At 41.3% G+C, this 12,549-nt stretch carries 15 protein-coding genes and 1 riboswitch; of the genes, 8 read left to right on the forward strand and 7 right to left on the reverse strand.

Annotated elements, in window-relative coordinates; all coding sequences use genetic code 11:
• Nucleotides 1-253 (reverse strand): helix-turn-helix domain-containing protein (locus G602_RS27135; protein WP_044932527.1); only part of this gene is annotated, 253 nt, incomplete at its 3' end.
• 83 nt (nucleotides 254-336) lie between these two features.
• Here G602_RS27135 and G602_RS0116485 point away from each other — a divergent pair.
• From G602_RS0116485 to G602_RS0116505, 5 genes are all read left to right on the forward strand, one after another.
• The gene (locus G602_RS0116485; protein ID WP_330369214.1) at nucleotides 337-516 is read left to right on the forward strand and encodes a FeoA family protein; all 180 of its coding nucleotides are present in this window, start codon (nucleotides 337-339) and stop codon (nucleotides 514-516) included.
• Nucleotides 513-2,528: a ferrous iron transport protein B gene (gene feoB / locus G602_RS0116490; protein ID WP_026659958.1), complete on the forward strand. Its 2,016-nt coding sequence runs from the start codon at nucleotides 513-515 to the stop codon at nucleotides 2,526-2,528. The genes G602_RS0116485 and feoB overlap by 4 nt, the downstream gene beginning before the upstream one ends.
• A gap of 49 nt (nucleotides 2,529-2,577) precedes the next feature.
• A complete protein-coding gene (locus G602_RS27140; protein WP_044932533.1) occupies nucleotides 2,578-2,817 on the forward strand; it encodes a FeoC-like transcriptional regulator in 240 nt (79 codons plus the stop codon).
• A gap of 177 nt (nucleotides 2,818-2,994) precedes the next feature.
• Nucleotides 2,995-3,249, forward strand: a complete 255-nt coding sequence (locus G602_RS0116500) for a DUF6110 family protein (RefSeq protein WP_026659960.1) — start codon at nucleotides 2,995-2,997, stop codon at nucleotides 3,247-3,249.
• A gap of 6 nt (nucleotides 3,250-3,255) precedes the next feature.
• Entirely contained in the window at nucleotides 3,256-5,352 is a 2,097-nt protein-coding gene (locus tag G602_RS0116505) for a heavy metal translocating P-type ATPase (RefSeq protein WP_026659961.1), read from the forward strand.
• A 168-nt stretch (nucleotides 5,353-5,520) separates the two neighbouring features.
• Here the strand turns inward: G602_RS0116505 and G602_RS0116510 are convergent, their stop codons facing one another.
• Nucleotides 5,521-5,952, reverse strand: coding sequence for a flavodoxin (locus G602_RS0116510; protein WP_026659962.1), 432 nt, complete (start codon nucleotides 5,950-5,952; stop codon nucleotides 5,521-5,523).
• 211 nt (nucleotides 5,953-6,163) lie between these two features.
• On the opposite strand from G602_RS0116510, the gene G602_RS0116515 reads away from it, so the two are divergent.
• Complete coding sequence (locus G602_RS0116515; protein ID WP_026659963.1) at nucleotides 6,164-6,715, forward strand: DUF3793 family protein; 552 nt, start codon at nucleotides 6,164-6,166, stop codon at nucleotides 6,713-6,715.
• A gap of 130 nt (nucleotides 6,716-6,845) precedes the next feature.
• Here G602_RS0116515 and G602_RS27145 read toward each other — a convergent pair whose 3' ends face one another.
• The 5 genes from G602_RS27145 to G602_RS0116545 are packed head-to-tail and all read right to left on the reverse strand — an operon-like array spanning nucleotide 6,846 to nucleotide 10,418.
• Nucleotides 6,846-7,454, reverse strand: coding sequence for a hypothetical protein (locus G602_RS27145; protein ID WP_049945288.1), 609 nt, complete (start codon nucleotides 7,452-7,454; stop codon nucleotides 6,846-6,848).
• Nucleotides 7,451-8,290 carry a metal ABC transporter permease gene (locus G602_RS0116530; protein ID WP_026659965.1) on the reverse strand — a complete coding sequence of 280 codons (840 nt, stop codon included), beginning with the start codon at nucleotides 8,288-8,290 and terminating at the stop codon, nucleotides 7,451-7,453. Before G602_RS0116530 ends, G602_RS27145 begins: the two co-directional genes overlap by 4 nt.
• Entirely contained in the window at nucleotides 8,283-9,014 is a 732-nt protein-coding gene (locus tag G602_RS27150; protein ID WP_044932535.1) for a metal ABC transporter ATP-binding protein, read from the reverse strand. Before G602_RS27150 ends, G602_RS0116530 begins: the two co-directional genes overlap by 8 nt.
• 27 nt (nucleotides 9,015-9,041) lie before the next feature.
• Complete coding sequence (locus G602_RS0116540) at nucleotides 9,042-10,064, reverse strand: metal ABC transporter substrate-binding protein (RefSeq protein WP_026659966.1); 1,023 nt, start codon at nucleotides 10,062-10,064, stop codon at nucleotides 9,042-9,044.
• A 60-nt stretch (nucleotides 10,065-10,124) separates the two neighbouring features.
• Entirely contained in the window at nucleotides 10,125-10,418 is a 294-nt protein-coding gene (locus tag G602_RS0116545) for a hypothetical protein (RefSeq protein ID WP_026659967.1), read from the reverse strand.
• A 162-nt stretch (nucleotides 10,419-10,580) separates the two neighbouring features.
• A riboswitch (FMN riboswitch) is annotated at nucleotides 10,581-10,699 on the forward strand.
• 184 nt (nucleotides 10,700-10,883) lie between these two features.
• Here G602_RS0116545 and G602_RS27155 point away from each other — a divergent pair.
• The gene (locus tag G602_RS27155) at nucleotides 10,884-11,528 is read left to right on the forward strand and encodes an ECF transporter S component (RefSeq protein WP_044932537.1); all 645 of its coding nucleotides are present in this window, start codon (nucleotides 10,884-10,886) and stop codon (nucleotides 11,526-11,528) included.
• Nucleotides 11,528-12,343 (forward strand): creatininase family protein, encoded by an 816-nt coding sequence (locus G602_RS0116555; protein ID WP_026659968.1) that lies wholly within the window; start codon nucleotides 11,528-11,530, stop codon nucleotides 12,341-12,343. Before G602_RS27155 ends, G602_RS0116555 begins: the two co-directional genes overlap by 1 nt.
• The last annotated feature ends 206 nt before the right edge of the window (nucleotides 12,344-12,549 follow it).

Raw genomic sequence — 12,549 nt, forward strand, 5'->3', positions numbered from 1 at the left:
TTCGGCCGCGACCAGGAGTATCAAAAATAGCATTTTCCGCACCACCATTTTTGTACTTTTTAAGGCAGAGTAATACGCTGTTACGATTGAGCCCAACCTTTTCAGCTATCGCATCTACAGATTCGCCATCAGCCTTTAGAAGAAGAATTCTTGCTCTTGATACGATTTGGGCCTGCATGGTTCTGGTGCGAACTATAGATTCAAAGTACTCACGATCATCATCAGGAAGAATAAGTGGTTGCGCTTTTGCCATACTGAAATCACCTCCAAAGGTTTTATATTATCAGTATAGCATATTGGTCTATTTATTTAAATTACAATCTAATAGTTGAAAAATTGTCAGGAGATGACAGGTTTATGAGCAGAATTACTTCCATAGGCCTCACTCCGGGATGCAGCATAAGAGTTATCAGGAATGATAAGAACAGACCTATGCTGATTTACTCAAGAGACACCATGATTGCTCTTAACAGGAATGAGTGCAAGGGTATTGAAGTAAGGGAGGTGGCAGTATGAGTACAGCGACAATTGCGCTGCTCGGGCAGCCAAATTCCGGTAAATCAACACTTTTTAATGCGCTTACAGGTCTAAGACAGCATGTCGGCAACTGGCCCGGTAAGACTGTTGAGAAGAAGGAGGGAAGCTTTTCCTACAAAGGGATGGAGTGTGCGGTGGCTGATCTTCCGGGATCCTATAGTCTTACTGCCAATTCTGATGAAGAGCTCATTACAAGGGAGTACATTTCTTCAGGAAAGGCAGATGTTGTCTGTATCCTTGCTGATAGCTCACAGCTTGAAAGAAGTCTTTTCATGACTGCGGATTATGCAGGAATAGATGTACCAAGCTTTCTTGTGCTGAACATGGCTGATGTGGCCAGGGATCAGGGAAAAACCATAGATGTAAAGGCTATAGAGAAAAGACTTGGAATACCTGTCCTTCTATTCTCTGCTACAGATGGGAAAAAATATGAGCCCTACTACGAGATAATGGAGAGGGCAGTAAGAGAGAAAACGAAGATAGATGTAACAGCCCTTGAAAAAGAGTATGAGAAAATTGAGGGGTATTCACTTCTTAAGCAGCTCATACCTGATAATCTGATACCCGGGTATACATCAATGTGGCTTACCGCAAAAGCTATTGAAGGCGATAAGCAGGTTCTTTCCCTACTTAAGGATAAGCTTACTCCGGAGAACTATACAAATGTAGTAAATATCTGCAATAGAAGTCAGGGAGCTATTGCCACCGGAAGCAGCAAATTCAGCTGGATTGATGAGATATTGGATGGATGTGTGAGCTCCAAAAAAGAAAATGTGGCATTAAGCAAGCTGGATCAGATATACCTTAGTAAGGTTTGGGGTAAGCCTGCAGTTGTGCTGACAGTCCTTCTTGGACTTATCGGATCCTTTATACCTGCACTTCCGTTTATGGCCATAGGTCAGGGGATAGGTGCGATAAAGGCTCCGGTTGCAGCTGCGCTTGCATCCGTGGGTGCACCTGATATTCTGGTTCAGATAGTGTGCACCGTTATAATACAGTCATTTACCTACATTATTCAGATGCTTGGCTTTGTATTTGGCGTAACACTTGTTTTTGGTCTTCTTGAAGAAGTGGGTGTCATGGCACGTATTTCCTATGTTTTTGATAACACTATGGGAAAGCTTGGTCTTCAGGGAAAATCTGTAATGCCATTCCTTGTAAGCTTTGGATGCACAATGGGTGGTGCAGCAGGAGCACGTGTTATTGATAACTGGGGGCAGAAGGTTTTGACAATAGCGCTTGCCTGGGCAGTTCCGTGCGGTGCAGCATGGGCAGTAATACCGATGCTTTCGGCAGTTTTCTTTGGCCCGGGAGCAGTACTTGTTATTGTAGTTATTCTGCTTACGATGATACTTCATATGTGGATAACAGCTAAGATTTTCGGAAGAAAGCTTGTTCAAAAGAGTGACAGATATGGAATGATAATGGAACTTCCGCCTTATCATAAGCCAAAGATCGGTGCTCTTTTAAGATATGTACTTGGAAGAACAGGTGATACCTTTAAACGTGTATCAAGTGTAGTTCTTCTGGTTTGTGGTGTATTTTGGCTTCTGAGCTACACCTTTGTGCCGGGGGCTCAGCCAATTCTTTATCGAATCGGAACAGCAATTGAACCTGTAACAAGAGTATTCGGTCTCGGATGGCAGCTATTTATTGCATTTATAGCTTCCGCAGTAGGAAAAGAAGGTGCTATTGGAGTTATCAGCGCGCTTTATACCGGAGGAAACCTTTCTACAGCATTTAATGATGCTATGAGCGGTGCAGGGGCAGCGTCTAACCTCAATGAAATTTTGCTCTCAAATGTTTCAAAAGCAGAGGCACTTGCGTTTATTTTTGCAATGACCTTCAACATGCCTTGTGTTGTGGCGCTTGCTGCGACATTCCAAGAGACATATTCGGTTAAGTGGACAGCAAAAATTGCCTTGTATTACACGGCAACAGCTTTGCTTTTGGCAGCGGTTGCTTATCATGTTGGTCTGCTGATTTTTTAAAAAAATATGAGCCGGTTTTTGGAAGATAAAATGTTCTGCGAGGATTAAAATGAGGGATTTATTAGCATTACTTAGTGATGGCCGTGCCAGGACAGAAAAACTCCTGGCAATAGAACTTCACACGACAGTAGAGGATGTGAAACGGCAAATTGAATACCTTGAGCATATGGGCATAATCCGCAGGGTGGATATGTCCTGCTGCAACGGTGGCTGCGGAGGAGACTGCAATAAATGCGCACCTAAGGATGGTTTTAAGAACATGGGTGAGATGTATGAGATTGTTCTGTAAAGACCAGACAGAGGGACGTTCTATTTTATAAACCTACTGAGAAAAATTATCATCTGCAAATCTACTAGCATTTATTCAATTGTGCTATGCTTAAAAAGCAAACAAATGTGGGAGGACTCTCGCATTTGTTTGTTTTCATTTACGGATAATTAGATAGTGCTAACAGAAAAGGAGAATATGATTATGAAGAATTGGCATCATTGCGTATGGTTTTTAGGCGGAGTTCTTTTTGGAACAGCAGGTATTAAGGTTTTGTCCAGTAAAGACGCGAAAAAGTGCTATACACATACAACTGCTGCAGTTCTCAGAGCTAAGGAATGTGTGATGGATACAGCTAACAAAATCCAGGTAAACTGTGATGATGTTGTGGCTGAAGCAAAGGAAATCAACGCTGAGCGTAAGGCTAAGGAAGACGTAGAAGTCGGAGAGTAATCATATATGAAAATTGTCATTAAACATGAGATAAACGGGAGAATCCGCTTTTCCATGCCTAAGAGACGTCTTTCCTTTGAAGAAGCAGATAGATTGCAATACTATCTGCTTTCTCTTGATGGAGTGGAAAAAGCTACCGTTTACGAGAGAAGTGCGGATGCAGTAGTCATCTATAAAGGAAATAGGGATGCACTTCTTGATAATATCCTGAAATTCGATGCCGATGCTGAGGATATAAAGGCTCTTGTTCCTGAAAACACAGGCCGTGAGCTCATGGCATCATATAAAGAAAAACTCATAACAAACGTTATTGTTCATTATGGGTGCAGAGTTTTTCTGCCTTCTCCTCTTAGAAGAGTAAAGGCATGGATACTTGCCATAAAGTTCATTAAAAAGGGGCTTGTGAGTCTTTTTAAGCACAAAAAGCTTGAGGTGTCTGTACTGGATGCCACTGCTATAGCAGTGTCTCTCATAACAGGAGATTATGAAACAGCTTCATCTGTTATGTTCTTACTGGGAGTGGGTGATCTTCTTGAGGAATGGACACATAAAAAATCAGTGGACGATCTTGCCCGTAGTATGGCGCTAAAGTCAGACAGGGTGTGGCTAAAAAAGGATGGAGTCGAGGTACAGGTTCCAATCGCCCAGATTGTACCGGGAGATGAGATCTCCGTAAGAGTAGGAAGCGTAATACCACTTGACGGGACAGTAGTTTCAGGCGAAGCACTGGTCAACCAGGCAACACTCACGGGGGAGGGCATTCCTGTAGAGAAGAAGGAAGGCGCCTACGTTTATGCAGGAACTGTAATAGAAGAAGGCGATATCGTTCTTAAGGTTGAAAAAGCTTCCGGTGCTACCAGATATGAAAAGATTATAAAAATGATAGAAGAGTCCGAACAGCTCAAATCAGGTGTTGAGTCAAGGGCCGAGCACCTTGCAGACAAGCTGGTACCATATACTTTGGGAGGCACTATCCTTGCATATCTTCTTACAAGGAATGTGACTAAGGCATTATCTGTTCTTATGGTAGACTTTTCGTGTGCATTAAAGCTTTCAATGCCGGTGACTGTACTATCTGCCATGCGCGAGTGTCAGGATAATCATCTTACCGTAAAGGGAGGCAAATTCCTGGAAGCTATCGCTGATGCGGATACAATAGTTTTTGACAAAACGGGTACTCTTACCATGGCGACGCCAAATGTAGTTGATGTGGTTACCTTTTCAGGAAATGACAAGGACGAGATGCTTCGTATAGCTGCCTGTCTTGAGGAACATTATCCGCATTCAATTGCCAATGCTGTAGTTGCCAAAGCGGCTGAAAAAGGTCTTGAGCATAATGAGATGCACAGCAAGGTTGAATATGTTGTGGCACATGGAATATCATCTGATATTGACGGTAAAAAGGTAGTAATCGGCAGTTGGCATTTTGTAATGGAAGATGAGCAGTGTGTAGTTCCGGAAGGTGAACAGGAAAAACTCGATGGTATCTCAAAGAGGTATTCCAGATTGTTCCTTGCTATAGGTGGTAAGCTCTCGGCTGTTATCTGTCTTGAGGATCCCTTAAGGCCTGAAGCTCCTGATGTTATACAAAAGCTTCATGAGGCCGGATTTAAAAACATTGTTATGATGACAGGAGATTCCAAGCATATCGCAAGACGGGTGGCTAAAAAGGTAGGAGTAGATTCATATTATGCAGAGGTCCTTCCGGAAGAAAAGGCCGGATTTGTGCAGCAGGAGAAAGCCAAAGGACACACGGTTGTTATGATAGGAGATGGAATAAATGATTCTCCGGCCCTTTCAGAGGCTGACTGTGGCATTGCCATAAGCGAAGGTGCCCAGCTTGCAAGACAAATAGCAGATGTTATGATATCTGAAGATGATCTGTATAAGCTCATTACATTAAAAAAATTAAGCGAACTTCTTATGAAGAGAATTCGCTTCAATTATCGCTTTGTAGTTGGATTCAATCTGGGACTTATAGGACTTGGACTTCTTGGAACCATAGCACCTGCCACAAGCGCAACTCTTCACAACGGTTCTACTATAGCTCTTGGACTTCATAGTATGACTAATCTGCAAAGGGAAAAGAAAGAGAGGGAGTAAAATGAATTACCACAAATTTTTTGCATGGGCTACAGTTATATGTTTTCTGCTTACAATGTATACGGGGTATAAGAAGCAATGAAAAAATGAGATCGGAAGTTTTTCCGGTCTCATTTTTTTCTAAGTGCGCCTGAAGGCGCCCAATTCCCAAATGAATTTTCAGAGAACTTATGCCTGTGCCAGCATTCTTCCAAGATCTTCACACTGTGAGATAGCATCGTCATCGGGTGCATTGTTAGCTATAACGCCTTCTCCTCCGATAATGGAAGCGCCTGCTGCTACAAGCCTGTCCTGCCAGTCACGCATCCACTGGCCGTCTCCCCATCCATATGAACCAAATAGTGCTACCTTTTTACCGCTACACTTTGTCTCATAGTCTGCCATAAATGGCTCAACTGTTCCCTCTTCAAGAACCTCGGCTCCCATTGCAGGGCATCCGAAAGCAATAACCGGTTCATTTGCAGCATCGGCAGGACTGATTGAACTGAAAGAAGCAATTTCAGCCTCGCCACCGGCACTGTTTATTCCACTTGCAACAGCATCTGCCATTGCCTGTGTGTTGCCGCTTCCGCTCCAAAAAATAACCTTAACTTTACTCATACTTTTTCCCATCCTTTCTAGGCATTTATATAAAAGATTTTTATAAGCTCTTGAAAAATAAGTTAGCAAATGCTAACATATTAATCAAGAAAAGGAATTGATAATATTTTTCACAATATGGAAAAACATCGTTAAATGCCCGGAATCAAGCGGGTTTTACTTTTTGAGAAAAGTTAGCAATAACTAACATTAAATAGCGGAGGATATAGAAATGGGGGATCAACTACTGATAAGGCTATGTTCACCAACCCTGGCTGGATTAAAGACAGGTAACCTTTTTACAGTTGAGTGTGATGATAAGGACAAATTTAATGAGGAAGTCCGCGAGTTTAACAGCAGATTATCATCTAAAGGAATTCGCATGATACCGGTAAAGTACTCAAAAGGCTATGTACTTATTTATTTATACAGGCCTGCGTATTTGAAAAGGGATTTTGCCAATGAAGAGGTATGCAGGATATTAAAAGAAAAGGGATATTCTTATAACAATGCCGATTTATGTGTGGCACAGCTTGCCAAGCATCTTGCTAAGGATACAACCTTTCCGCATGAAATAGGTCTTTTTCTTGGATACCCGGTCGCAGATGTGCTTGGATTCATGAGAAGCCCTGATGAAGGAGTGAAATACACAGGTTTTTGGAAGGTTTACGGGGATGAAGATGCTGCCCTAAAGACCTTTGAAAAATATAAGAAATGTACAGAGGTATATAGTAAAGCACATAATAACGGCAGATCATTGGAACAACTTACCGTTGCAAGCTAATTGGAGAGGAGGTACTAATATGCATACTTGGAATCAAATATTAAAAAAACACATACGTTATTCTCTGATTTGGATTGTTGGGATCGTTATTTTTACAGGAATGGTAATTGTGCTTTCCTGATGTGTAAGATTAGTTACAGCTTATAAGTTCTGAATCCTTAAGAGTACAGTATTTTGTACCATTTTCCTCATATATGTCAAAGGTCCCTTTTACTGTCACTTCAGTGACGGTTTCATCAGGATAATTATTGCCTGCGAGCTGAAATTCAATGCCCTGAGCACAGCAGGCGGTTGCATCCTGAATGATGCAGGCGTAATATACCTTTCCCGATGTTTCATCCTGATACACATCGTAGAATCCATCCATCTTTACAGTTTTTCCAATATAGTTTTCGGGGTAATAGCACATTTGGAAAACTTCGGAATAGACCATGGTAGAAGACATCGCTGTAAGATCTACATCCACAGAGGCATCCGGCTCTGATTTATAGACAGGTTCTGAAGAGTCAACCTGCGGAGCCGGTACCGTTATCGAAGATACGGCTTCCTGAGATATATCTGTGGAAGCTTCCTGAGCTTTAGCTTCAAGAACATCGGATACACTGGAAGTGGTTGTAGTAGCCTTAGTGGAATTCATATTTGAGGGATCGCCGCAACCTAAAGCCATGACTGCAAATATGCCGCATACCACAGATGTTTTTATATATTTACTTTTATTTATGTCATTATTCATTTTCATGCAAGCTTTCCTCCCAATTTTCCCAAAACACAGCAAATAGCAAACATAACAGCCTGGGTTGCAACTATTGTTGATCCCACAGGGGTTCCTGCAACAATTGATATTAAAATACCTGAAAGAGCGCATAAAACAGATATAAGCGCGGACAGTATCGTGACCTTGGAAAAGCTGTCAAAAATTCTCATAGCAGAGAGTGCGGGAAAAATAATAAGTGCGGATATCAGTAATGATCCTACCAGATTCATTGCAAGGACTATAATGACAGCAATTACCATAGCAATCAGAAGATTATAGGTATCGACCTTTGTACCTACGGCTTTCGCAAAATTTTCGTCAAAAGTAACGGCAAATATTTTGTTATAAAAAAGTATAAATAATAAAACAGAAACAGCAGAAAGAATAACGCACAGCCAGACTTCAAAGGCTGTAAGTGTGAGGATTGAAGTAGATCCAAAAAGTGTACTGCAGACATCACCTGTAAGATTTGCGCTGGTTCCAAACACATTCATAAGAAGGTACCCGAATGCCAGAGCTCCAACGGATATCATGGCTATGGAGGCATCTCCTTTTATTTTTGTGTTTTGACCGGATTTTAATAAAAAAATGGCACAGGCCACGGTCACAGGAAGAACCAGAAGCATCTTGTTTGTCAGATTGCAGACACTTGCTATGGCTATAGCTCCAAAGGCAACGTGTGAGAGTCCATCGCCGATAAACGAAAACCTTCTGAGCACCAAAGTGACTCCAAGCAGAGAGGAGCAGAGGGCAATAAGAGTCCCAACTATAAGAGCGTATCTTACAAAGGGATACTGCATATACAATATAAGCTTATCCATTTACTATCTTTCCTTTCAATAAATCACTATCATGTATCCCGATAAAAGAATTGCTTGTATTAGCCCTCAGATATTCATCCTTTGTGCCATAGAATAAATCAGAACTAATATGTAAAATGTGGCTCGCATATCTTGTGGCAGCGGCAATATCATGTGATATCATAATTATTGTGATTCCGTCATTATTTAGAGAATCAATCAGGTCATACATTTCCGCGGTGACAATAGGGTCAAGTCCTGCTACAGGTTCATCAAGAAGCAGAACCTCCTTAGCGGCACAAAGCGCTCTTGCAAGGAGTACGCGCTGTTGTTGTCCTCCGGATAAATCTCTATAGCATTTGTACATATAGGAATTTAATCCCATCCTTTCGATGTTTTTTCTTGCAAGAGCCTTATCTTTCTTACTGTAGAAAAAATTTAGACGCCTGCTGTTTTGGCATCCCGAGAGTACAATTTCCCAAACCGAAGCAGGAAAATCTCTCTGTACAAGGGTTTGCTGTGGAAGATACCCTATTTCATTTCGGGATAACCCATCAGACGTTAATATTTCTCCTCCCAGAGGCTTCATAAGCCCCAGAAGAGTCTTCATAAGAGTTGATTTTCCCGATCCGTTTTCTCCCACAATACAGAGATAATCACCTTTATCGACAGTGAAACTAAGGCCGTCAAGAATAACATCAGACTCGTAGCCAAGCTTTAAGTTTTTTACAGTAAGTAGTGCCATATTACGATCCTCTTTATAAAACGCAACTTATTTCAGTGCTTCTTTTAGTACTTCAAGATTATTTTCCATTATTCCGAGGTATGTTTCGCCATTCTGGACATCTCCGGAAGTAGTGGACTGCATCGAATTAAGAGTAAGAATTTCCTGATCCTTGCCTAGTGTGTTCTGGACTATAGTTTCAGCAATGCGATGATCCGCGCCTTCAATTGTGAGTACGGAGTTTAGTCCCAGTTCATCTACTTTTCCTGCAAGAAAAGCGATTGTTTCAAAGCTTGCTTCTGTCTCAGCTGAGCATCCCACAAAGGCTGCATAATATTTCAGATTATAATCGTCCACCATATATCTAAAAGGGAATCTGTCTCCGAAAAGAAGGGTGTCCTTAATTCCTGATGAGACAGCGTCGGCATATTGTTTATCCAGTTCATTAAGCTTCTCAATATAAGTGTTGGCGTTTTCCATATAAAAATCAGTATTTACGGGATCAATCTCTGATATTTCGGAAGCAATTTTGTCACACAAAATGGCAGCGTTTTTTAACGAAAGCCATACATGTTCGTCATATTCGATTTCCTCAGCTTCTTCCCCGTTTTCGGCTTCTTCCTCTTCAGCTTCCATGCCTTCAACAATTTCTTCCTCTTTTACCGAGCTGCCAAGAACCTCCATGAGATTTATAACCTTCATATCAGGATTTACCTTTTCTTTTAGTGCATCGTTAACCCATTCGTCAGATTCACCACCCACATAAATGAAAAGATCACAATTAGCAACCGTCATCATATCCTCGGCAGTTGGAGAGTAGCTGTGGAGGTCTACGCCGTTATCAAGAAGCATGGTTACGTCAGTGGAGTACTTTTTGTCACCTAGAATCTCCATAACCCAGTCATATTCCGGGAAAATTGTGGTCACAATACTAATGGTTTTTGCCTCATCGGTTGAAGGCACCGCCTCCTCATCAATGATTACAGCGTCGCTTTGTGCCATGGAGGTGCATGCACTCAAAGAAGACGCTATTACAAGCGCTGCAAAAAGAATCGATATTAACTTTTTCATATTGGGAATTCTCCTTATAAAACAAATGATTATTAGCGTTACATAGAAATAAAGCTTTATTTAATCATTCATTCTTACCATTTCGGTAACAGGAGTTGAACGTGTAAAAATATCGCGGGGGAGAATAACTCCTGCGATTAAAAGAAAAATGAGATGAGCAAAAAATGAAACAGCAATATGCCCATCGCTTAGCTGATTAATGGTTTTTTCACAAAGCTGAAGCATCTCGCAGATGGGACAGTTATCGCCATCACAGCTATGGAAGGTTTCAAGAGAGACAAAGATAGCAGAAAACAGCACAACAAAAGCTATTGCAACTCCCAGGAGCGCAATAACGAGATTTCTTGCTTTCATATTGTTTTCTGTTGATATTTGCTGGAACAATTTGTTAGCCTAGCCTTTCTTAAAACACTAATTAGAAAAGTAGCATTACTTATTTTACATGTCAATACAATTTATACGATTGTATTGTTGACTTAGGATAATCAGTTTGATATTGTAGATGATGAAAATCGAATAATTCTTCGGGGCAGGGTGAAATTCCCGACCGGCGGTAAAAGTCCGCGACTCGCGAAAGCGACTGATTTGGTGAAATTCCAAGACCGACAGTAAAGTCTGGATGGTAGAAGTAATGCATGATAATGGTTATTATTTTGCTGTTTTATTGTGTGATTATAGGCGGAGCCCCATGCTGGCTTCGCTTTTTTTGTTTCTAAGGAAGAGACATTCTTTCATGGCACAATAATCAGTAGGACAAAGCCATTAATCCCTGGGAATCCTTCGGTTCAAAATCTAAAGAACACGGGGAGGAACAATCAAATGTTCAAAAAGAAATTCACAACACAACAAATCGTATTAACAGGAATGCTTGCTGCACTTGCGGGAGTACTGATGTCACTGGAGATATCAGTGCCTATGATGCCGCCATTTTACAAGTTTGACTTTAGTGATGTGCCTGCAATAGTTGCGCTCTTCCTTATGGGACCGGTTGAGGGAGCGCTGGTTGAGGTTATCAAGCTGGTAATCAAGCTGCTTCTTACAGGAACAAACTCCATGTATGTAGGTGAATTAGTAAACCTTATGGCAATTATCCTATTTATTATCCCTACATGGATTGTCTATAAAAAGATGGGGCAGACGAGGAAAGCAGCGGCTGTGGCACTTATAGTAAGTGTAGTAATAAGAACTTCTGTTGCATGCTTCCTGAATGCCTGCGTATCATTGCCTTTATATGCTACAGCTATGGGAGTATCTCTTGACGATGTGGTTAAGATGGTTGGCGGAGTTAATGCAAGGATACAAAATCTTCAGACATTCATAATATATGCTACTATTCCGTTTAACGCTGTTAAACTCTCAATAAACAGCTTTATTGGTTATGCTATATATGACAGGCTTCTGGCTGCAATACCTGCTGCTAGAGACTTGAGAACAGAAAGTGTACAAGGTCAGGAGGCAGCATAATGATAAGAGAGTATTGGGAATTGTCAAGGCTTCAGATGGAGCAGGTTGATAAGGAAAACACTCTCGTAATTGTGCCACTTGGCGCCCTGGAACAGCATGGGAATCAGGCGCCACTTGGCACTGACAGCATAATTGCAGACGAGATGAAAAAAAGAATGATGGAAAAGTTGTCTATAGAAGAAACGGAGAGTAACCTTTCGGGTTCAGTGTTGTTCTTTCCTACAATTCCTGTTGGCTATAGTGTAGAACATCTTTCTTTTTGCGGATCTATATCCTTTAAACCACAGACATATTACAACGTTATATATGATATTGTAGAAAGCCTCAGTCGTCATGGATTTAATCATGTAGCACTGCTTATCTGTCATGGTGGAAACCGTGCTACAGCAGAGATAGTCAGCAGACAGATCAGAAGAGATTTGGGCGTTTACGTATATCTGATTGCTTCCGGAGCATTTTCTGATCCTGAGGTAAAGAAAACAATAACTCCTGGTAATGAAGCTGACTTTCATGGTGGTGAGATGGAGACAGCAATGGTTATGGCGAGAGATGAAAGCCTTGTTGATCTGTCAGTATCCCAAAAGGGAACACATTCTATATCACAAAAGGCCGGGAGGTTGAACTTCTTTGGTAGTACATCACTTCCGTGGATGGGAGAAGATTTTGTGACGGATGAAGGTAATCCAATAGGAATTGGAGGAGACCCTTCCGGAGCAACTTCAGAAAAGGGAGAAATAATACTTGATGTAAGCGCCAGAGAGGCTGTAGAGGGGGTAGTCAGAATTCTGGAATTCATGGCTGATAAAAAAATTTAAAAAAAATAAAAAAAGTTGTTGACACCATAATTGGCAAGTGATATATTTTTATTCGTTGCTGCTGCGGCAGAAAAGCCACAAACGCAGTAATGGAGCGGTTTCCAGGCTCCTGCACATTGACAATGAAATAGTAATGCAACCCTGAAAATTCCAAAAAAGAATATTCAGAGAACAAAACCTAACAAGGTAAAACGGACAGAACAAAA

Source organism: Butyrivibrio sp. AC2005 (genome assembly GCF_000424145.1).
GTDB lineage: Bacteria > Bacillota > Clostridia > Lachnospirales > Lachnospiraceae > Butyrivibrio.

Coding starts and splice junctions, on each gene's coding strand:
- G602_RS0116555 (WP_026659968.1), top strand. CDS start 11,528: ATGATAAGAGAGTATTGGGAATTGTCAAGGCTTCAGATGGAGCAGGTT.
- G602_RS27145 (WP_049945288.1), bottom strand. CDS start 7,454: ATGAAAATGAATAATGACATAAATAAAAGTAAATATATAAAAACATCT.
- G602_RS0116515 (WP_026659963.1), top strand. CDS start 6,164: ATGGGGGATCAACTACTGATAAGGCTATGTTCACCAACCCTGGCTGGA.
- G602_RS27150 (WP_044932535.1), bottom strand. CDS start 9,014: ATGGCACTACTTACTGTAAAAAACTTAAAGCTTGGCTACGAGTCTGAT.
- G602_RS27140 (WP_044932533.1), top strand. CDS start 2,578: ATGAGGGATTTATTAGCATTACTTAGTGATGGCCGTGCCAGGACAGAA.
- G602_RS0116530 (WP_026659965.1), bottom strand. CDS start 8,290: ATGGATAAGCTTATATTGTATATGCAGTATCCCTTTGTAAGATACGCT.
- G602_RS27155 (WP_044932537.1), top strand. CDS start 10,884: ATGTTCAAAAAGAAATTCACAACACAACAAATCGTATTAACAGGAATG.
- feoB (WP_026659958.1), top strand. CDS start 513: ATGAGTACAGCGACAATTGCGCTGCTCGGGCAGCCAAATTCCGGTAAA.
- G602_RS0116545 (WP_026659967.1), bottom strand. CDS start 10,418: ATGAAAGCAAGAAATCTCGTTATTGCGCTCCTGGGAGTTGCAATAGCT.
- G602_RS0116505 (WP_026659961.1), top strand. CDS start 3,256: ATGAAAATTGTCATTAAACATGAGATAAACGGGAGAATCCGCTTTTCC.
- G602_RS0116540 (WP_026659966.1), bottom strand. CDS start 10,064: ATGAAAAAGTTAATATCGATTCTTTTTGCAGCGCTTGTAATAGCGTCT.
- G602_RS0116510 (WP_026659962.1), bottom strand. CDS start 5,952: ATGAGTAAAGTTAAGGTTATTTTTTGGAGCGGAAGCGGCAACACACAG.
- G602_RS0116500 (WP_026659960.1), top strand. CDS start 2,995: ATGATTATGAAGAATTGGCATCATTGCGTATGGTTTTTAGGCGGAGTT.